At 58.5% G+C, this 18,831-nt stretch carries 15 protein-coding genes; 9 read left to right on the top strand and 6 right to left on the bottom strand.

What is annotated here, in order from left to right; all coding sequences use genetic code 11:
• Nucleotides 1–131 precede the first annotated feature (131 nt).
• Genes EV102420_RS06940 through EV102420_RS06950 form a run of 3 tightly spaced genes read left to right on the top strand, consistent with a single transcriptional unit; the run spans nt 132 to nt 4,453 of the window.
• Nucleotides 132–1,943 (top strand): DUF2264 domain-containing protein, encoded by a 1,812-nt coding sequence (locus EV102420_RS06940; protein WP_042390330.1) that lies wholly within the window; start codon nt 132–134, stop codon nt 1,941–1,943.
• A gap of 37 nt (nt 1,944–1,980) precedes the next feature.
• A complete protein-coding gene (locus tag EV102420_RS06945; RefSeq protein ID WP_042390331.1) occupies nt 1,981–3,234 on the top strand; it encodes an oligosaccharide MFS transporter in 1,254 nt (417 codons plus the stop codon).
• Between the two features lie 31 nt (nt 3,235–3,265).
• The gene (locus tag EV102420_RS06950; protein WP_042390333.1) at nt 3,266–4,453 is read left to right on the top strand and encodes a glycoside hydrolase family 88 protein; all 1,188 of its coding nucleotides are present in this window, start codon (nt 3,266–3,268) and stop codon (nt 4,451–4,453) included.
• Between the two features lie 83 nt (nt 4,454–4,536).
• Here the strand turns inward: EV102420_RS06950 and EV102420_RS06955 are convergent, their stop codons facing one another.
• Both EV102420_RS06955 and EV102420_RS06960 read right to left on the bottom strand, forming a co-directional pair.
• Nucleotides 4,537–4,851: a putative quinol monooxygenase gene (locus EV102420_RS06955; protein ID WP_042390335.1), complete on the bottom strand. Its 315-nt coding sequence runs from the start codon at nt 4,849–4,851 to the stop codon at nt 4,537–4,539.
• 30 nt (nt 4,852–4,881) lie between these two features.
• Entirely contained in the window at nt 4,882–5,463 is a 582-nt protein-coding gene (locus EV102420_RS06960) for an NAD(P)H-dependent oxidoreductase (protein WP_042390338.1), read from the bottom strand.
• A 203-nt stretch (nt 5,464–5,666) separates the two neighbouring features.
• Between EV102420_RS06960 and EV102420_RS06965 the strand changes: the two genes are divergently transcribed.
• The 5 genes from EV102420_RS06965 (at nt 5,667) to EV102420_RS06985 (ending at nt 13,156) form a co-directional block, all read left to right on the top strand.
• A complete protein-coding gene (locus EV102420_RS06965; protein ID WP_042390339.1) occupies nt 5,667–6,074 on the top strand; it encodes a YgiW/YdeI family stress tolerance OB fold protein in 408 nt (135 codons plus the stop codon).
• 118 nt (nt 6,075–6,192) lie between these two features.
• Nucleotides 6,193–8,451 carry a DNA topoisomerase IV subunit A gene (gene parC / locus EV102420_RS06970; RefSeq protein WP_042390340.1) on the top strand — a complete coding sequence of 753 codons (2,259 nt, stop codon included), beginning with the start codon at nt 6,193–6,195 and terminating at the stop codon, nt 8,449–8,451.
• A gap of 181 nt (nt 8,452–8,632) precedes the next feature.
• Nucleotides 8,633–9,376: a 1-acylglycerol-3-phosphate O-acyltransferase gene (gene plsC / locus EV102420_RS06975; RefSeq protein WP_042390342.1), complete on the top strand. Its 744-nt coding sequence runs from the start codon at nt 8,633–8,635 to the stop codon at nt 9,374–9,376.
• A 45-nt stretch (nt 9,377–9,421) separates the two neighbouring features.
• Nucleotides 9,422–10,834 (top strand): cell division protein FtsP, encoded by a 1,413-nt coding sequence (gene ftsP, locus EV102420_RS06980; RefSeq protein WP_042390346.1) that lies wholly within the window; start codon nt 9,422–9,424, stop codon nt 10,832–10,834.
• A 147-nt stretch (nt 10,835–10,981) separates the two neighbouring features.
• Nucleotides 10,982–13,156, top strand: a complete 2,175-nt coding sequence (locus EV102420_RS06985; protein ID WP_042390347.1) for a YgiQ family radical SAM protein — start codon at nt 10,982–10,984, stop codon at nt 13,154–13,156.
• On the opposite strand, the gene EV102420_RS06990 is transcribed toward EV102420_RS06985, so the two are convergent.
• The 3 genes from EV102420_RS06990 to yqhD form a co-directional block, all read right to left on the bottom strand.
• Nucleotides 13,153–14,625, bottom strand: coding sequence for a DASS family sodium-coupled anion symporter (locus EV102420_RS06990; protein WP_165570655.1), 1,473 nt, complete (start codon nt 14,623–14,625; stop codon nt 13,153–13,155). The genes EV102420_RS06985 and EV102420_RS06990 overlap by 4 nt on opposite strands.
• Before the next feature lie 190 nt (nt 14,626–14,815).
• Entirely contained in the window at nt 14,816–15,643 is an 828-nt protein-coding gene (gene dkgA / locus EV102420_RS06995) for a 2,5-didehydrogluconate reductase DkgA (protein WP_042390351.1), read from the bottom strand.
• 104 nt (nt 15,644–15,747) lie between these two features.
• Nucleotides 15,748–16,911, bottom strand: a complete 1,164-nt coding sequence (gene yqhD, locus EV102420_RS07000) for an alcohol dehydrogenase (protein WP_042390352.1) — start codon at nt 16,909–16,911, stop codon at nt 15,748–15,750.
• Between the two features lie 192 nt (nt 16,912–17,103).
• Between yqhD and EV102420_RS07005 the strand changes: the two genes are divergently transcribed.
• Nucleotides 17,104–17,994 carry an AraC family transcriptional regulator gene (locus EV102420_RS07005; protein ID WP_042390354.1) on the top strand — a complete coding sequence of 297 codons (891 nt, stop codon included), beginning with the start codon at nt 17,104–17,106 and terminating at the stop codon, nt 17,992–17,994.
• A gap of 56 nt (nt 17,995–18,050) precedes the next feature.
• Here the strand turns inward: EV102420_RS07005 and yghB are convergent, their stop codons facing one another.
• A complete protein-coding gene (gene yghB, locus EV102420_RS07010) occupies nt 18,051–18,710 on the bottom strand; it encodes a DedA family general envelope maintenance protein YghB (protein WP_042390355.1) in 660 nt (219 codons plus the stop codon).
• Nucleotides 18,711–18,831 lie beyond the last annotated feature (121 nt).

Below are 18,831 nucleotides of genomic sequence, written 5' to 3' on the forward strand. Positions count from 1 at the left end.
TTTATAAACCACCTTTTTAAATTTTCTCAACTGCGAGTTTATTCATCTTTCCCGGCTGTGACGTGGCTAACATTTCTACGCGCCAGCGATTCACTATCCTTGAGCCACTTTGTTAAGAGGCTGATGCGAAAATGGAAACATCAAATGTATTGTCATCCCGACAGGACATCGTTGATCTGGTCACGGAGATGCTGGGGGCGCTGGATAAACAGTTTCCCGAGGGACAGTCACGCTTCGCATTAGGTAGCACCTGCGCCCATTACAGCGTGGAGATCGCCAACATGGAGGGGCTGTCGCGTGCGCTGTGGGGCCTGTTTCCGTTGCTGGCTGGCGGAGAGGAGACGCCGCTTAGCGCGAAATACATCGCTGCCATCAAGCAGGGGACCGATCCGCACAGCCCAGGCTACTGGGGCGAGACCGGGCCTTACGACCAGCGGCTGGTGGAGATGGCGGCCTATGGTTTAGGTCTGGCGCTGATGCAGGATCGCCTGCTGGCCTGCTTTACCCCGCGCGAGCAGGCGAACCTCCATGCCTGGCTAAACCAAATCACCGACGCTGAAATGCCCGACAGCAACTGGAACTACTTTGCTATCATGGTGCAGCTCGGCTTTAAACGCGCCGGGCTGCCCTGGGATCGGAATGCAGTAGAGCGGCGCTTTACGATGATGGAGGCTTACTACCTCGGGGATGGCTGGTACTCAGACGGTCCAGGGCGACCAAAAGATTACTACATCTCAATGGCGTTTCACTTTTACGGCCTGATCTACGCCACGCTAAATGCCGAGGACGATCCGCATCGTGCCACCACCCTGCGAGAGAGGGCACAGCTGTTCGCCCAGGACTTTATCTACATGTCGGCGGCGGAAGGGGAGTCGGTGCCTTTTGGCCGCAGCCTGACCTACCGCTTTGCAATGGTGGCGTTCTGGAGCGCGGTGGCCTTTGCCGAGCTGGACGTATTTACACCGGGGATAGTGAAGGGGATCGTTCTTCGCCACCTGCGCTGGTGGCTGGCGCAGCCTATCTTTGACCGGGACGGTATTCTGACTCTCGGCTTTGCCTACCCGAACCTCGCCATGTGCGAAGACTACAACTCTCCCGGCTCGCCCTACTGGGCGCTGAAGGTGTTCCTGATCCTCGCTCTGCCCGAAGCGCATCCGTTCTGGCAGGCGGAGGAGCAGCCTTTACCGGCGCTAGCGGCGCGACGGGCGCTTCCCCATGCCGGGCAGATCCTGATGCACAGCGAAGCCTCGCGACACGTCTGCATGCTCGCCTCCGGCCAGCTTGAGCTGAACAACTACGTCAATACCGAGGCGAAATACACCAAGTTTGCCTACTCCAGCCGCTTCGGTTTCACCATCGAGCGGGGACGTTACGGCATCAAGCACGCCGCCTGCGACAGCATGCTGCTGCTGGCGGAGGGGGATGAGTACTACCGGGGCCGCCGCGGCTGCGACGAAACTCGCGTTCACAATGATTACATCTTCTCGCGCTGGTCGCCCTGGCACGACGTGCAGGTTGCTACCTGGCTGATCCCCTGCGGCGACGGCCATCTGCGCCTGCACCGCATCGATACCGCGCGTCATCTGAACAGCGTTGAGGGTGGTTTCGCTGTGATGAAAGCCCCGCACCAGACTCAGGCTTCCGGCTGCGTGGTTCACGCCGCGAACGGCAGCAGCGCTATCTACGATCTCTCGTTCGGCCTTGAGCGTCACGGCGACAGCGTGATCACGCCGCCCAACAGCAGCGTGATGTTTGCCGAGTGTGCGGCGATCCCGGTACTTACCGCCACCCTGACGCCGGGGCGTCACTGGCTCTGCTGCGCGGCTATTGCGGGCGATCCGGCATACAGCGATATGACCTCTCTTCCCGAGGTGCTTCTGGATAACGAAACGCTGACGGTGCGCCATGTCGGCTACCCAACGGCGTTAGTCATTACGTTATAAAAAACTCTGACCCTTACATGCTTTCGTCGAGGATAGTATGGATAAAATAATTAAAACCAACCGGACTGAATATTACAAAATCAGCTCCTTTATCTTTCTCTACTTCTTTACCTGGTCGGCCAGCATTGGGCTGCTGGCCATCTGGCTCGGGCAAAAAGCGAACTTAAGCGGGACGGTGATCGGCACGGTATTTGCCGTCAACGGCATCTTCTCGGTGATCCTGAAACCGATCTACGGCTACATTCTGGATAAGATCGGCATGAGCAAATATCTGCTCTATTTCGTGGTTGCCGTGTCGGCCCTGATGGCCCCGTTCTTTATCTACGTCTACCAGCCGCTGCTGCTCTCTAATACGCTGCTGGGGATCGTCGTCGGCGCTATCTATTTAAGCTTTGCCTGGTACGCGGGCGTTGCCGCCTGCGAATCCTATACCGATCGCTACAGCCGTCTGAACGGCATGGAGTTCGGCCAGATCCGCATGTGGGGATCGCTGGGCTGGGCGGTGGCCTCCTCTTTCTCCGGCCTGCTGTTTAACCTCTCTCCGGCCTATAACTTCATCATGGGCAGCGTGGCCTCCCTCGTGATGCTGGTGGTGCTGTTTAGCCTGAAGGTGGATACGCGAACCGAGCGTGCGGGCGAAGTGCTGGCCAAGGAGAAAATCGTTCCCGCTGACGTCTATGCCCTGCTGAAAAACCGCAAGTTCTGGGCCTTCTGCCTCTACGTGGCTGGCGTGGCGTGGATGATGTTTATCGCCGAGCAGCAGTTCTCCCGCTACTTCGTTACCTTCTTTGACGATGTGCACCAGGGCAACGCCGTGTTTGGCTATCTGGGTACCGTGCAGTCGGGGATGGAGTTTGTGATGTACATGATCATCCCGATGTTTGTGAACTACGTCGGAGCCAAGCGCGGGCTGCTGATCGTCGGGCTGGTGGTTGGAGCGCGGCTAATTATCTCCGGGCTGTGCGACTCCCACCTCTTAATCTCCGTGCTCAAGCCGCTCTACGGTCTGGAGATCTGCCTCCTGCTGGTGTCGGTCTTTAAATATATCGCCGAGCATTTCGATAAGCGCGTGAATGCCACTATGTACCTGCTGGGCTACCAGGCGATGCTCTACGTCGGCAACGTAGTGGTCTCATCCCCGGCGGGGATCCTCTACGACAAAATCGGTTTTGAGCAGACCTATATCATCATGGGCGCGATAGCCCTGACCTTTACCCTTATCTCAGCCTTTACCCTGTCGGCCTGTCAGAGCAAGCGTCGCGGCGCGCCTGCGGTCAACGTCGCCGGGTAGATCATTTATTCACAAGAAGAAGGACCGGAATATGTTAAATCGTATCGTTGAGGAGCGTCTGGGAGAGGTTCCTGCGCCGGTGGATGAGCGCGCCTTTCAGGATGAGCTGATTACCGCCCGTCGTCAGACCCTTGAACTGATAAGCCGTCATTTAACGGAGTTCGGTGAAAAGTTTCCAGCCGAAACCTGCGTCAAAGGCTACTACCCGCTTACCGATAACGTGGAGTGGACCACCAGCTTCTGGACCGGTCAGCTGTGGTTGGCGTGGGAGCTGAGCGGCGATGCGTCCTATCGCGCGCTGGCGGAGAAGCACGTGCGCTCTTTTGGGCTGCGCATTGCCGGACGGCAGGATACCAATACCCACGATCTCGGCTTTCTCTATACGCTCTCCTGCGTGGCGGCCTGGCGCTTGACCGGCAACCGCGACGCGCGCGGCTTTGCGCTTCAGGCCGCCGAGGCGCTGCTGGAACGCTTCCATCAAAAGGCGCAGATCATCCAGGCGTGGGGCGATCTTAGCGATCCGCAGCAGGCGGGAAGGATGATCATCGACTGCAACATGAACCTGCCGCTGCTCTACTGGGCCAGCGAGCAGACCAGCGATCCGCGCTTTGCTGAGGCGGCCAAAGCCCACGTTCAGCAGGCGGCGGCGTACTTGATCCGCGACGATGCGTCGACCTTTCACACCTACTACATGGACGTGCAGACCGGCGCGCCGCGCTACGGCAATACCCAGCAGGGCTATGCCGATGATTCGTGCTGGTCGCGAGGGCAGGCGTGGGGGATCTACGGCTTCCTGCTGAGCTACCTCTACACCGGTGATAAAACCATGGTCGCCCTGTCAAAAAGGCTGGCGAACTACTTCCTCAACCGCCTGCCGGAGGATGGCGTCTGCCACTGGGATCTGGCCCTGGTGGGCAGCGATGCGCTGCGGGACTCCTCGTCCGCCGCCATTGCCGTCTGCGGCCTGCTGGAGCTGGTGAAGCAGCTTCCGGTGAGCGATCCCGATCGCGCCCGCTATCAGCAGTGGGCGATGCACATTATGTCGTCGCTGAATAAGCACTATCTGATGGGGGTTAACGAACCCGGCAACGGGCTGCTGAAGCACTCGGTGTACCATCTTGCGAGTAATAAGGGCGTGGATGAGTGTGCCAGCTGGGGGGATTACTTCTACGTCGAGGCGCTGATGCGGTTTAGTCAGAGCTGGAAGCTCTACTGGTAACGGATACGGGTGGTAAACGCCCGGTGGCGCTGCGCTTACCGGGCCTACGTCGTATAACATGCGGGGGCCTGGCCCCCGCCTGATTAAACCCCTTGCTCCAAAATTCGGATATGGGTTTCTAACACGTCGCTTTTTACCGCCTCGCCCCACGCTTTCATGTGCGGGGTTTGCAGGTGCGCTTCAAGATGAGCAACGGTCTCCCACTGCTCCACCATCACGATGGAATCGGGATTGGTGGCCTGAAAGCTCACGTTAGCGGCGGTATCTACCATTGGCGCATAGCCGTGGCAGCCCGCTTCCTCTAATACGGTGGGGATAATTTTCGCAAACTCGTCCAGCACGGCCTGGCGATGATGCTGGCCCGGACGGGTGCGAATCTCTGCAATCACTGTCAACATGGTCAACTCCTTCTTTGTACCGTCAAACAGTTAAGCAAAAATTTCCGCAAGATGCTTGCGATATTCTGCGGTATAGCGAGGCACGTCCGGCATTTTAATCACGTCGTTAGCGATAAAGGTCGGCAGCGCGTCCATCCCAAGGAACTGATTCGCCTTGTGGAACGGCAGGTAAACACCGTCAACGCCGACGCCGTGGAAGAACTGCTCTTTATCGGTGAAGGCCTGTAGCGGTGCGTTCCAGGTCAGCGACAGCATATAGGTTTTGCCCTGAATCAAGCCGCCAGAGCCATATTTTTTCGCATCGTCGGAGCGGGTACGGCCATCGCTGGCGTACAGGGAGCCGTGTCCTTCGGTAAAGACGTCATCAATGTACTTTTTCACCGTCCACGGCGCGCCCATCCACCAGCCCGGCATCTGCCAGATCACGGTGTCGGCCCACAGGAAGTTCTGCACTTCCTCTTTCACATCGTAGTCGCCATCGGTGCGAACCACTTTCACGTCGTGACCGCTGTCGCGCAGGAAGCTGGCGGCCACGTCGGTCATGGTGTCATTCAGCTGGCCGTTAGAGTGGCCGAATTTTTTAGCGCCGTTGATAATTAAGATGTTGCTCATTATTTGTCCCGTTAGAAAACGAATTTGCCGACTATTCTAACGGCCTCGACCCTAATGAAAAATGAGCAAAATGTGCAAAGACTTTTGCACTTAAAGCAACAATCATCCATGGAGAGGGTAAAAAAAGTTAAATTTCTCAGCCCGCCACACATTTCGCTCTACCCTGTTAAAGGACAATGAAACGGATGAAAGGGAGAGACACGATGAAAAAATTTGCTGCTATTGCCGCTATTGCCATGATGGCTTCCGCCCCCGTTTTCGCCGCCGAGGGGGGCTTCAACGGGCCATCGGCCACGCAAACCCAGACGCAAAACCAGGCCCAGCAGGGCGGCTTTGTGGATAACAGCGTTAGCCCGACCACGGCGGCTAAGGCGAAAGAGCTGAAAGACGACAGCTGGGTGAAGCTGCGGGGTAACATTACCGAGCGCCTCTCTGACGATCGCTATGTTTTCCGCGATGCCAGCGGTACGGTAAACGTGGAAATTGAGCAAAAGCGCTGGAACGGCCAGAACGTGACCCCGCAGGATCAGGTTGAAATTCAGGGTAAAGTTGACAAAGACTGGAACGAGTTTGAGATTGAAGTGAAGCAAATCATCAAGCTCGCTAAGTAAATCCCTGAAGGGCCGGTTATCCGGCCTTTTTCTTGTGACTCAGGAGGGCAGATAAGGTAAAATCTGCGGCAATATTGCCCCTGAATAATTGGGTGCAAACGCTGAGGAATCACACGTAATGAGCGATATGGCAGAGCGCCTCGCGCTACATGAATTCACTGAAAACGCCTACCTAAACTACTCCATGTACGTCATCATGGATCGTGCGCTGCCGTTTATCGGCGACGGCCTGAAGCCGGTGCAGCGGCGTATCGTGTACGCCATGTCTGAGCTGGGCCTCAACGCCAGCGCGAAGTTTAAAAAATCCGCCCGTACCGTGGGCGACGTGCTGGGTAAATACCATCCCCACGGCGACAGCGCCTGCTATGAAGCCATGGTGCTGATGGCCCAGCCGTTCTCCTACCGCTATCCGCTGGTTGACGGCCAGGGGAACTGGGGCGCACCGGACGATCCAAAATCCTTCGCGGCGATGCGTTACACCGAGTCGCGCCTCTCCAAATACGCCGAGCTGCTGCTGGGTGAGCTGGGGCAGGGGACGGTTGATTGGGTGCCTAACTTTGACGGCACGATGCAGGAGCCGAAAATGCTGCCTGCTCGCCTGCCAAACATTCTGCTGAACGGCACCACCGGGATCGCCGTTGGCATGGCGACGGACATTCCGCCGCACAACCTGCGCGAAGTGGCCCAGGCGGCCATTACGCTCATCGACCAGCCGAAGACCACCCTCGATCAGCTGCTGGATATCGTCCAGGGGCCGGACTATCCGACCGAAGCAGAGATCATCACCGCCAGGGCTGAGATCCGCAAAATTTACCAGAACGGCCGCGGCTCCGTGCGCATGCGCGCGGTGTGGAAAAAAGAGGACGGTGCGGTGGTGATTACCGCCCTGCCGCACCAGGTTTCCGGGGCGCGGGTGCTGGAGCAGATCGCGGCCCAGATGCGCAATAAAAAGCTGCCGATGGTGGACGACCTGCGTGACGAGTCGGATCACGAGAACCCGACCCGTCTGGTGGTGGTACCGCGCTCTAATCGTGTGGATATGGATCAGGTGATGAACCACCTGTTCGCCACCACCGATCTGGAGAAGAGCTACCGCATCAACCTGAACATGATCGGCCTCGATGGGCGTCCGGCGGTGAAAAACCTGCTGGAGATCCTCACCGAGTGGCTGGCGTTCCGCCGCGATACCGTGCGCCGCCGCCTGAACCATCGTCTGGAGAAGGTTCTCAAGCGCCTGCACATCCTTGAAGGTTTGCTGGTGGCGTTCCTCAACATCGACGAGGTGATTGAGATCATCCGCGGTGAAGATGAACCTAAGCCGGAGCTGATGTCGCGCTTTGGCATCAGCGAAACCCAGGCGGAAGCGATCCTGGAGCTGAAGCTGCGCCATCTCGCCAAGCTGGAAGAGATGAAGATCCGCGGCGAGCAGAGCGAGCTGGAAAAAGAGCGCGACCGCCTGCAAAGCACGCTGGCCTCCGAGCGCAAGATGAGCACCCTGCTGAAGAAAGAGCTCCAGGCGGATGCCGACGCGTTCGGCGACGAGCGCCGTTCACCGCTGCACGAGCGTGAAGAGGCGAAGGCGATGAGCGAGCATGACATGCTGCCGTCCGAGCCGGTGACTATCGTGCTGTCGCAGATGGGCTGGGTGCGCAGCGCCAAGGGTCATGACATTGATGCCCAGGGCCTGAGCTACAAAGCGGGCGACAGCTGGAAGGCATCCGCCAAAGGCAAAACCAACCAGCCGGTGGTGTTTATTGATACTACCGGGCGCAGCTACGCCGTCGATCCGCTGACGCTGCCGTCGGCACGCGGGCAGGGCGAACCGGTGACCGGCAAGCTGACGCTGCCGCCGGGTGCCACCGTTGAGCATATGGTGATGGCCGGTGAGGAGCAGAAGCTGCTGATGGCCTCTGACGCGGGCTATGGCTTCGTCTGCACCTTCAACGATCTGATTGCCCGCAACCGTGCCGGTAAAGCGCTGATTACCCTGCCGGAAAACGCGCACGTGCTGCCACCGCTGGAGATCGTTGACGACAACGACCTGCTGCTGGCGATCACCGCCGCCGGACGCATGCTGATGTTCCCGATTAGCGATCTGCCGCAGCTGTCGAAAGGTAAAGGGAATAAGATCATTAGCATTCCGTCAGCCGAAGCGGCGAAGGGAGAGGATAGCCTGGCGCACCTCTTTATCCTGCCGCCGCAGAGCACGCTGACCCTGCACGCCGGCAAGCGCAAAATCAAAATGCGCCCGGAAGAGTTGCAGAAGGTTCACGGCGAGCGTGGCCGTCGCGGGACGCTGATGCGCGGACTCCAGCGTATCGACAAGGTCGAGATCGACTCGCCGCGTCGGGCAACCACTGGCGACAGCGAAGAGTAATCCCTGTGTGCTTCTCCCCCTTCCCGTCGAAGGGGGAGCTACCATAAAATTTCCCGTAAAGTCATTGTTAAATCGCAGGTTACGATTGACAATACTCTTTTTCACGGACCCGATGGAACAAAGCCGTACGCCGTCAGCCGCTACACTATACTGGGCGGGTGTCCGGGCTTTCGAGGTAGCTATGCTATTCATTTTACGTGCAATCATCATTGTTATTTACAGCATCCTGGTCTGTATCTTCGGCTGTATCTACTGCCTGTTTAGCCCACGGAATCCAAAACACGTCGCCACCTTTGGCCATCTGTTTGGCCGTCTGGCACCGGTTATGGGCTTAAAAGTAGAGCTGCGTCAGCCCGCTGATGCCGGGACGTATGGTAATGCGATCTACATCGGCAACCACCAGAACAACTACGATATGGTCACCGCGGCCAGCATTGTGCAGCCGCGCACCGTCACCGTCGGTAAAAAGAGCCTGCTGTGGGTCCCGTTCTTTGGCCAACTCTACTGGCTGACCGGTAACCTGCTGATCGACCGTGATAACCGCGCCAAAGCGCACGGCACCATTGCGCAGGTGGTCAAAAATATCCAGAAGCGCGATATCTCTATCTGGATGTTCCCGGAAGGTACCCGCAGCCGCGGACGCGGGCTGCTGCCGTTTAAGACCGGCGCGTTCCATGCGGCTATCGCCGCCGGGGTGCCTATCATTCCGGTATGTGTTTCGAACACCTCCAATAAAATTAACCTTAACCGTCTAAATAACGGCCTGGTGATCGTCGAAATGCTGCCGCCGGTGGACACCAGCCAGTTTGGTAAAGATCAGGTGCGCGAGCTGGCGACTCACTGTCGTGCGCTGATGGCGGAGAAGATCGCCGAGCTTGATAGCGAAGTCGCCGCCCGCGAGGCCGCCGGCAAGCGCCAGGCGTAGCCGGACCTTTTTACGCGCTTTAGTCCGTTTTACAGGGAGCAAGATATGTCACTCAGTCGGCGTCAGTTTATCCAGGCCTCCGGCGCTGCGCTTTGTGTAGGCGCGGTTCCGCTGCGGGCTAACGCCGCCGGGCAGCAGCAGCCGCTGCCTGTGCCACCGCTCGTTGAATCTCGCCGTGGGCAACCGCTGTTTCTGACCCTGCAGCGGGCGCACTGGTCCTTTACCCCTGGCACCCGCGCCCAGGTATGGGGCATTAACGGGCGCTATCTTGGGCCGACCATTCGCGTCTGGAGCGGCGATGACGTGAAGATGATCTACAGCAACCGGCTGACGGAGAACGTCGCCATGACCATCAGCGGCCTGCAGGTTCCCGGCCCGCTGATTGGCGGCCCGGCGCGGATGATGTCCCCCAGCGCTGACTGGGCGCCGGTGCTGCCGATCCGCCAGAGCGCGGCGACGCTCTGGTATCACGCCAACACGCCAAACCGTACCGCTGAGCAGGTCTATAACGGCCTGGCCGGAATGTGGCTGATTGAGGATGAGGTGAGTAAGTCCCTGCCAATCCCCAATCACTACGGCGTGGATGATTTTCCCGTTATTATTCAGGACAAGCGGCTGGATAACTTCGGCACGCCGGAGTACAGCGAGCCAGGCAGCGGCGGCTTCGTTGGCGATACGCTGCTGGTTAACGGTGCGCAGAGTCCCTACGTCGAGGTATCACGCGGCTGGGTGCGCCTGCGCCTGCTGAACGCCTCCAACGCCCGCCGCTATCAACTCCAGATGAGCGATGGCCGGGCGCTGCACGTTATCTCCGGCGATCAGGGCTTTTTACCCGCGCCGGTGTCGGTAAAACAGCTTTCGCTGGCCCCCGGCGAGCGGCGTGAAATTCTCGTGAATATGACCGACGGCGACGAGGTGTCGATCACCTGCGGCGAGGCGGCGAGCATTGTCGACCGTATCCGCGGTTTCTTTGAGCCATCGAGCATTCTCATCTCCACCCTGGTGCTGACGTTGCGTCCTACCGGGTTGCTGCCGCTGGTGACCGATACGCTGCCGCTGCGGCTGCTGCCGACGGATCTGATGAGCGGCGCAGCGGTGCGCAGCCGCGATATCGCCCTCGGCGACGATCCGGGTATCAACGGTCAGCTGTGGGATATCAAGCGTATCGATATTACCGCCCAGCAGGGGACGTGGGAGCGCTGGACGGTACGCGCCGATACGCCGCAGTCGTTCCATATTGAAGGCGTTAGCTTCCTGATCCGTAACGTCAACGGCGCGATGCCGTTCCCGGAGGATCGGGGCATGAAGGATACCGTCTGGGTGGATGGGCAGGTTGAGCTGCTGGTCTACTACGGCCAGCCTTCGTGGCCGCACTTCCCGTTCCAGTTCTTTAGCCAGACCCTGGAGATGTCAGATCGCGGCTCTATCGGCCAGCTATTGGTCAACCCGGCACCGTAAATCGCCGGATGGCGGCTTTACCTTACCCGGCCTACGCAATCTGTATGCCGGGTAACTATCCCGTACAAAATTCCTTCATTTCCCCCACTGTTAAAGCGTATAATCGCCGCCCTTTGACGATCTCTTTTTAACCATCCCGGAAGCATTATGAGCGCTATTTCCCTGATCCAGCCGGATCGCGACCTCTTCTCATGGCCGCAGTATTGGGCTGCCTGTTTCGGCCCCGCGCCGTTTTTGCCTATGTCACGTGAAGAGATGGATCAGCTTGGCTGGGACAGCTGCGACATCATTCTGGTTACCGGAGATGCCTATGTTGATCACCCGAGCTTCGGTATGGCGATCTGCGGACGTATGCTGGAGGCTCAGGGCTTCCGCGTCGGCATCATTGCCCAGCCGGACTGGAACAGCAAAGAGGACTTTATGCGCCTCGGCAAACCGAATCTGTTCTTCGGCGTTACTGCGGGCAACATGGACTCGATGATCAACCGCTACACCGCCGACCGCAAGCTGCGCCATGACGACGCCTATACGCCGGATAACGTAGCGGGCAAGCGCCCGGATCGCGCCACCCTGGCCTATACCCAGCGCTGTAAAGAGGCGTGGAAAGACGTGCCGGTGATCCTTGGCGGCATTGAGGCGAGCCTGCGCCGTACCGCGCACTACGACTACTGGTCGGATACCGTTCGTCGCTCGGTGCTGGTGGATTCCAAAGCCGACATGCTGATCTTCGGCAACGGCGAGCGTCCGCTGGTTGAAGTGGCCCATCGTCTGTCGCAGGGCGAGCCGGTGGCCAGCATCCGTGACGTGCGCAACACCGCGATTATGGTCAAAGAGGCGCTGCCGGGCTGGAGCGGGGTCGACTCCCGCATCATTGATATGCCGGGCAAGATTGATCCGATCCCTCATCCTTACGGGGACGATCTGCCGTGTGCCGACAACAAACCTGTCGAACCTAAAAAAGCCGAAGCGAAAGCCGTGGTCATCCAGCCGCCGCGTCCGAAGCCGTGGGAGAAGATCTACGTTCTGCTGCCCTCCTTTGAGAAGGTGAAGGCCGACAAGGTACTCTACGCGCATGCCTCGCGCATCCTGCACCATGAAACCAACCCAGGCTGCGCGCGGGCGCTGATGCAGAAGCACGGCGACCGCTACATCTGGATCAACCCGCCAGCGATCCCGCTCTCTACCGAAGAGATGGACAGCGTCTTTGCGCTGCCCTACAAGCGTGTGCCGCATCCGGCCTATGGCACCAGCCGTATTCCGGCCTACGAGATGATCCGTTTCTCGGTCAACATCATGCGCGGCTGCTTCGGCGGCTGCTCCTTCTGCTCCATCACCGAGCATGAAGGGCGCATTATTCAGAGCCGCTCCGAAGAGTCGATCATCAATGAGATCGAAGCGATTCGTGACACGGTGCCGGGCTTTACCGGTGTGATCTCCGATCTTGGCGGCCCGACGGCCAACATGTACATGCTGCGCTGTAAGTCACCGCGCGCAGAGCAGACCTGCCGCCGCCTGTCATGCGTCTATCCAGATATCTGTCCGCATATGGATACCAACCATGAGCCGACGATCAACCTCTATCGCCGCGCCCGCGATCTGAAGGGGATCAAGAAGATCCTTATCGCGTCCGGCGTGCGCTACGACATCGCCGTGGAGGATCCGCGCTATATCAAAGAGCTGGCGACTCATCACGTGGGCGGCTACCTGAAGATTGCGCCAGAACACACCGAAGAGGGCCCGCTGTCGAAGATGATGAAACCGGGGATGGGCAGCTACGATCGCTTCAAAGAGCTGTTTGATACTTACTCCAAGCAGGCGGGCAAAGAGCAGTATCTGATCCCGTACTTTATCTCCGCCCACCCCGGCACGCGTGATGAAGACATGGTGAACCTGGCCCTGTGGCTCAAAAAGCACCGCTTCCGCCTCGATCAGGTGCAAAACTTCTACCCGTCGCCGCTGGCCAACTCGACAACCATGTATTACACCGGCAAGAACCCGCTCGGTAAGATTGGCTACAAGAGCGAGAACGTCGTGGTACCAAAGGGCGAGAAACAGCGTCGCCTGCATAAGGCGCTGCTGCGCTATCACGATCCGAAAAACTGGCCGCTGATCCGCCAGGCGCTGGAAGAGATGGGTAAAAAGCATCTGATCGGTAGCCGTCGCGACTGCCTGGTGCCTTCACCAACCCTCGACGAGATGCGTGAGGCGAAGCGCCAGAACCGCCATACGCGCCCGGCGCTCACCAAGCACACGCCGATTGCCCACCAGCGCCAGACGCCAGCAGGCAATAAAGCGCGCAGCAAGGCAGGCGCTAAGGGCTAGTACAGCCCAATCATCTTCCACCAGGCGAGTCCGACGCTAATAAAGACCGCCTGGTTGAAGAGGCTGACCAGGAACCCCGTGCGCCACCAGACCCCGGTGGGCACGTAGCCCGCACCGAACAGGATCGGACCGCGAGCATGGGTGTACTGGGTCAGGGAGCAGTAGAGGCTGCTGGTAAACGCCAGCATCAGCGCGCACGGCGCTGCCGGGATCCCCAGATGCAGTCCAACGCCAACAAACACCGCGTAGAGCGCGGCAATCTGCGCGTTGCCGCTGGCAAAAAAGTAGTGGGTGTAGAAGTAGGCCGCGTTCAGTAAGAGTAAAACCACCACCCAGCTGGTACCGTGCAGCGAGCTGGCAAGACTGTCGCCAATCACATTGCCAAACCAGGTAGTAAATCCGAGTTTTTTCAGCTGGTTAGCCATCATCAATAGCGCTGCAAACCAGATCAGCGTATCCCATGCGCCTTTTTCGCTCTTCACATCTTCCCAGCTCAGCACGCCGGAGAGCAGCAGGATGGAGAGACCAACAAACGACGCCGTTGTCGGGTCGACGCCGAGCGCATCGCCAAAAATCCACAGCACCAGCAACACTACTACCGTACCGAGCATCAACCACTCGCCGCGTGACATGCTGCCCATCTGCGCCAGCTCCTGGCGGGCCAGTGCCGGGGCATCCGGCGTATGGCGGATCGTTGGGCGGGTAAGCCAGTAGACCAGCAGCGGAACGATCAGCAGCGATACCAGGCAGGGCAGGAGGGCAGCCATAAACCAGCTTCCCCACGTCAGGGTTACACCGGCATTAGCCGCCAGCTTCACCGCCAGCAGGTTGCCGGTATAGCCGGTCATAAACAGTGCCGCAGTGACGTCGTTAACGTTGCCGATACAGGTAATGAGAAAGGTGCCGATTTTACTGCGGGACTCGTCATCCGGGCGAGAGTCAAAGCTGCGCGCCAGCGAGTCGGCAATGGGGTAGATCACACCTCCGCAGCGGGCGGTATTGCTGGGCATCGCCGGGGAGAGGATCAGATCGGCAAACGCCAGCCCGTAGGCCAGGCCGAGGGTACGTTTACCCAGCAAACGGATCATCTGCAGCGCGATCCGCCGTCCGAGGCCGGTTTTAATAAAGCCGCGGGCGATCATAAAGGCAACGACGATCAGCCAGATCAGCGAGCTGTTGAGTTCGCTGAGCGCCGTGGTAATGGCCCCGCTAGCGGTGGTGTCCCCGGCGGCATAGGCCAGCGCAAAGACGGTGATGCCGATAATGCCTACTGCGCCAATCGGCAGCACCTTTGCCACAATGGCGGCAATGGTTGCCACAAAGATCAGCGCCGAGCGCCATGCCGCTACGCTCAGTCCAGAGGGAGGTGTAAGTTGCCAGAGAGCCGCCGCAGCGACAACGATGATGATGAGCGGGAGCCAACGGACGCCCGACGATTTTTTTTCCGCCACAGCTATATCCTTATTCATCGTGCGGATGAAATGTTTGAAAGCAATGGATTGTATGAATAATCAAAGGGTTATGTCGCTAATATGCTGCACCGGAGTGGGTAAGAAATACACCTAATAATGCAGTGGAATTGTTGCAGGATGTTTCTTGTGCGGGGCGATGGGCATTAAAAAACCCGGCACTGAGGCCGGGTTTAAAGGGGAAGGGCGTTTAGCCGCCGAACTGGTCCGGATCCGGGCCAAGGCGTTTGCCTTGATCAAGCTTGGCGATTTCGCTCAGCTCGTCTTTATCGAGGCGGAAATCCCACACCTTAAAGTTTTCCGCAATGCGTGCCGGGGTGACCGATTTCGGGATCACCACCAGGCCCTGGTCCAGGTGCCAGCGGATGACGATCTGCGCCGGAGTTTTGCCGTACTTATCAGCCAGCTCGCGAATGATCTTCTGATCGAAGACACCTTCGCCGCCCTGGGCCAGCGGGCTCCAGGACTCTGTCTGGATCTTATGAGTCGCGTTCCAGGCATGGAGCTGACGCTGCTGTAACAGCGGATGCAGCTCAATCTGGTTGATCACCGGCGTCACGCCGGTCTCGTCGATCAGACGTTGCAGGTGGCTAATCTGGAAGTTACAGACGCCGATGCTCTTCACCAGCCCCTGCTCCTGAAGTTTAATCATTCCTTTCCAGGCTTCAACGTAATGATCGCTAGCCGGTACCGGCCAGTGCATCAGGTAGAGATCAACATGATCGAGCTTCAGCTTGTCGAGGCTCGTCTGCAACGCTTCCTGAGGGCGAGTCTGATCGTCATTCCACAGCTTGGTGGTGATAAACAGATCGCTGCGCGGGATCCCCGCGCTTTCGATAGCCTTGCCGACGCCCTCTTCATTTTTGTAGGCCGCAGCGGTATCAATCGAGCGATAGCCCACTTCCAGCGCCTTATGAATGGCGGTGACGACCTCCTCATTGCCCGCTTTCCATACGCCGAGGCCCAGCTGCGGCATGATGTTGCCGTCCTGAAGCTTAATCACGGTTGGATTTGCCATATATTCCTCCTTATATGAAATCCACCCGGGCTGGCCCAGGTGGAGTTGAGTGACTTAAGTCTGGACGAAAAGCCCAAAAACGAAAGTCGCAGAAGAAAAAACCTTTAGCGTGCGGCTTCGTAGATGCGGCGGCTGACATCAAGGGTAATATCCTGATGTTCGCCTAATTGGGTCATGCCGTGCTCGTTCAGCTTCTCAAGCAGGGCAGGGATAGAGCTGCCGTCGAGGCCGTAGCCGGAGAGGCGGGTAGGGACGCCCATCTGCTCGAAGAAGCTGCGTGTGGCGGCGATGGCCGCGTCAATGCGCTCGTCGTCGCTGCCTTCGGTGATGTTCCACACGCGCTCGGCGTACTGCAGCAGCTTGCCGCGTTTGGCGTCGCGTTTTTCATTCCACAGCGCGGGCAGCACCACCGCCAGCGTCTGAGCGTGATCCAGACCGTGCATCGCCGTCAGCTCGTGGCCCAGCATATGGGTTGCCCAATCCTGCGGCACGCCTGCGCCAATCAGGCCGTTCAGCGCCTGGGTTGCCGCCCACATCACGTTGGCGCGTACGTTGTAGTTTTCCGGCTCCTGCAGCGCTTTCGGGCCATCCTCGATCAGCGTCAGCAGAATACCTTCCGCGAAGCGATCCTGAATTTTGCCATCGACCGGGTAGGTCACATACTGCTCAACGGTATGGACAAAGGCATCCACCACGCCGTTTGCCACCTGACGCGGTGGCAGGGTGTAGGTATAGACCGGGTCAAGAATGGCGAATACCGGCTGGACAAACGGGGAGTGGAACGCCTGCTTGTCGCCGGTGGCTTTACGGGACACGACCGCACCTTTGTTAGATTCGGAGCCGGTGGCCGGCAGGGTCAGCACGGAGCCCATCGGGATGGCGCTTTTGATTTCGCTGCCGCGGGTTTGCAGGATGTGCCATGGATCGATGCCGTCAGCATAATGCGCAGCGGCGGCGATAAATTTCGTGCCGTCCAGCACTGAGCCACCGCCGACCGCCAGCAGGAAAGTAACTTTCTCTTCACGGGCAATCGCTACCGCTTTCATCAGCGTTTCGTAAGAGGGGTTCGGCTCAATACCGCCAAACTCCAGCACGTCGAGACCGTTCAGGGCGCTATAGACCTGATCCAGCACGCCGGTTTTTTTAACGCTGCCGCCGCCGTAGGTGATCAGCACGCGGGCGTCTGCCGGGATCTGGTCGCGCAGATCGGCAATGGCGTTTTTACCAAACAGGATGCGGGTGGGGGTATGCAGATTAAAGTTATTCATGACGCTTTCCCTTGTATCGGTGAAAAGACAAACGGCAGCGGGCTGCCTGCTGGAGACTATTGTGGTCCGCGCGCCCGGCGCTCTCAATGCACATTCCTGCCGATGTCTTGCCCATTCCTCCCGCACGCTGGAGAAAACGCACAAAAACGCGCACACTGGACGCAATAAAAAACGCGAGTGGAGTAGGATGAAATGAACCGCGAAGCGATCTGCCTTCAGCTGACGGAACAAATTAAGCAGCTGAAAAGTAATGAAAACAGGCTCAGCGATCTGCTGCCCGACGTGCGTCTGCTGTATGGCACCCAGCCGGGGACGCGTACGCCAGTCATGTACCAACCTGGCATCGTGATCCTCTTTTCCGGACATAAAATCGGCTATATCAACGATCGTGTGTTTCGCTACGACACCAATGAGTACCTGCTGCTCACCGTGCCGCTGCCCTTTGAGTGCGAAACCTTCGCCACGCCAGAGGTACCGCTGGCGGGGATCCGCCTGAACGTTGATATTTTGCAACTGCAGGAACTGCTGATGGACATCGGTGAGGACGAGCATTTTCAGCCCGCCATGGCGGCAAGCGGCATCAACTCGGCCACGCTGTCTGGGGAGATCCTGTGCGCCATTGAGCGGCTGCTGGATGTGATGGCCCGACCGCTGGATGCGCGGATTTTAGGTAAACAGATCGTGCGTGAAATTCTCTACCACGTGCTAACCGGGCCGTGCGGCGGGGCGCTGCTGGCGCTGGTGAGCCGTCAGACCCACTTCAGCCTGATCAGCCGGGTGCTGAAGCGTATCGAAAGCCAGTACACCGAGAGCCTGAGCGTGGATCAGCTGGCGGCGGAAGCGAACATGAGCGTGTCGGCGTTTCACCATAACTTTAAATCGGTGACCAGCACCTCGCCACTGCAGTATCTGAAGACCTACCGCCTGCACCGGGCGCGAATGCTGATGATCCACGACGGTATGAAGGCCAGCGCGGCGGCGATACGCGTTGGCTATGAAAGCCCTTCGCAGTTCAGTCGCGAGTTCAAGCGCTACTTTGGCGTGACGCCGGGAGAGGATGCAGCAAGGATCAGAGGCGTATAATGGCGATGTAGGCCGGATAAGCGCAGCGCCATCCGGCTTTTACCCTAACGAAGAGATCAGGCGTTGCAGTACTTCTTCTTAATCACCACTACCAGCGTACCCAGCAGCCCGGCGACCAGCAGGAACACCGGCAGGATCATCAGGAAGGTCATGACCTGATCTTCATGACGCTTCACGAAGGGGATCATGCTCAGGGCATAGCCGAGGCCGGTGACCACGCCTACCCACAGCAGGGCGCTCAGCCAGTTAAAGAGCTGGAAGCGGCGGTTCGACAGCCCGGAGATACCGGCCATGGTCGGCAGCAGGGTGCGCACAAAGGCGAGGAAGCGCCCGGCCAGCAGTGCCAGCAGACCATGCCTGTCAAACATGCAGGTGGCACGTTGGTGATACTTAGCTGGCAGCTGTGCCAGCCAGCCTTTGACTACCCGCGTATTGCCGAGCCAGCGGCCCTGGATATAGCTCAGCCAGCAGCCAAGGCTGGCGGCAGTCGTCAGGATCACCAGCGCCGGGACAAAGTCCATCACGCCGCGAGCGATCAGCGCCCCGGTGAGCAGCAGCAGGCTGTCGCCGGGTAAGAACGAGGCAGGAAGCAGTCCATTTTCCAAAAACAGCGTTGCAAACATAACCAGGTAAACAACGCCAACAACATGTGGATTCGCTAACGCTGCGAAATCGTGTTGCCAGAGCGCAGCGATAATTTCTTGAATAACAGCCATGGACATTCCTGTGGAACCGCGTAATTAAGGCTTATTGTACTCCTGAAATGCCCGCAGCACCTTGATCGTTAGCGCAAGAAATGCAGACAATTCCACTGGTTTTGTTTAAAACTGTACCAGC

Origin of the sequence: Pseudescherichia vulneris NBRC 102420, from assembly GCF_000759795.1 — a bacterium.
Classification (GTDB): Bacteria; Pseudomonadota; Gammaproteobacteria; order Enterobacterales; family Enterobacteriaceae; genus Pseudescherichia; species Pseudescherichia vulneris.

Excerpts from the sequence above, each read along its gene's own strand:
- EV102420_RS06940 (WP_042390330.1), top strand. The coding sequence starts at position 132 with ATGGAAACATCAAATGTATTGTCATCCCGACAGGACATCGTTGATCTG.
- EV102420_RS06945 (WP_042390331.1), top strand. The coding sequence starts at position 1,981 with ATGGATAAAATAATTAAAACCAACCGGACTGAATATTACAAAATCAGC.
- EV102420_RS06950 (WP_042390333.1), top strand. The coding sequence starts at position 3,266 with ATGTTAAATCGTATCGTTGAGGAGCGTCTGGGAGAGGTTCCTGCGCCG.
- EV102420_RS06955 (WP_042390335.1), bottom strand. The coding sequence starts at position 4,851 with ATGTTGACAGTGATTGCAGAGATTCGCACCCGTCCGGGCCAGCATCAT.
- EV102420_RS06960 (WP_042390338.1), bottom strand. The coding sequence starts at position 5,463 with ATGAGCAACATCTTAATTATCAACGGCGCTAAAAAATTCGGCCACTCT.
- EV102420_RS06965 (WP_042390339.1), top strand. The coding sequence starts at position 5,667 with ATGAAAAAATTTGCTGCTATTGCCGCTATTGCCATGATGGCTTCCGCC.
- parC (WP_042390340.1), top strand. The coding sequence starts at position 6,193 with ATGAGCGATATGGCAGAGCGCCTCGCGCTACATGAATTCACTGAAAAC.
- plsC (WP_042390342.1), top strand. The coding sequence starts at position 8,633 with ATGCTATTCATTTTACGTGCAATCATCATTGTTATTTACAGCATCCTG.
- ftsP (WP_042390346.1), top strand. The coding sequence starts at position 9,422 with ATGTCACTCAGTCGGCGTCAGTTTATCCAGGCCTCCGGCGCTGCGCTT.
- EV102420_RS06985 (WP_042390347.1), top strand. The coding sequence starts at position 10,982 with ATGAGCGCTATTTCCCTGATCCAGCCGGATCGCGACCTCTTCTCATGG.
- EV102420_RS06990 (WP_165570655.1), bottom strand. The coding sequence starts at position 14,625 with ATGAATAAGGATATAGCTGTGGCGGAAAAAAAATCGTCGGGCGTCCGT.
- dkgA (WP_042390351.1), bottom strand. The coding sequence starts at position 15,643 with ATGGCAAATCCAACCGTGATTAAGCTTCAGGACGGCAACATCATGCCG.
- yqhD (WP_042390352.1), bottom strand. The coding sequence starts at position 16,911 with ATGAATAACTTTAATCTGCATACCCCCACCCGCATCCTGTTTGGTAAA.
- EV102420_RS07005 (WP_042390354.1), top strand. The coding sequence starts at position 17,104 with ATGAACCGCGAAGCGATCTGCCTTCAGCTGACGGAACAAATTAAGCAG.
- yghB (WP_042390355.1), bottom strand. The coding sequence starts at position 18,710 with ATGGCTGTTATTCAAGAAATTATCGCTGCGCTCTGGCAACACGATTTC.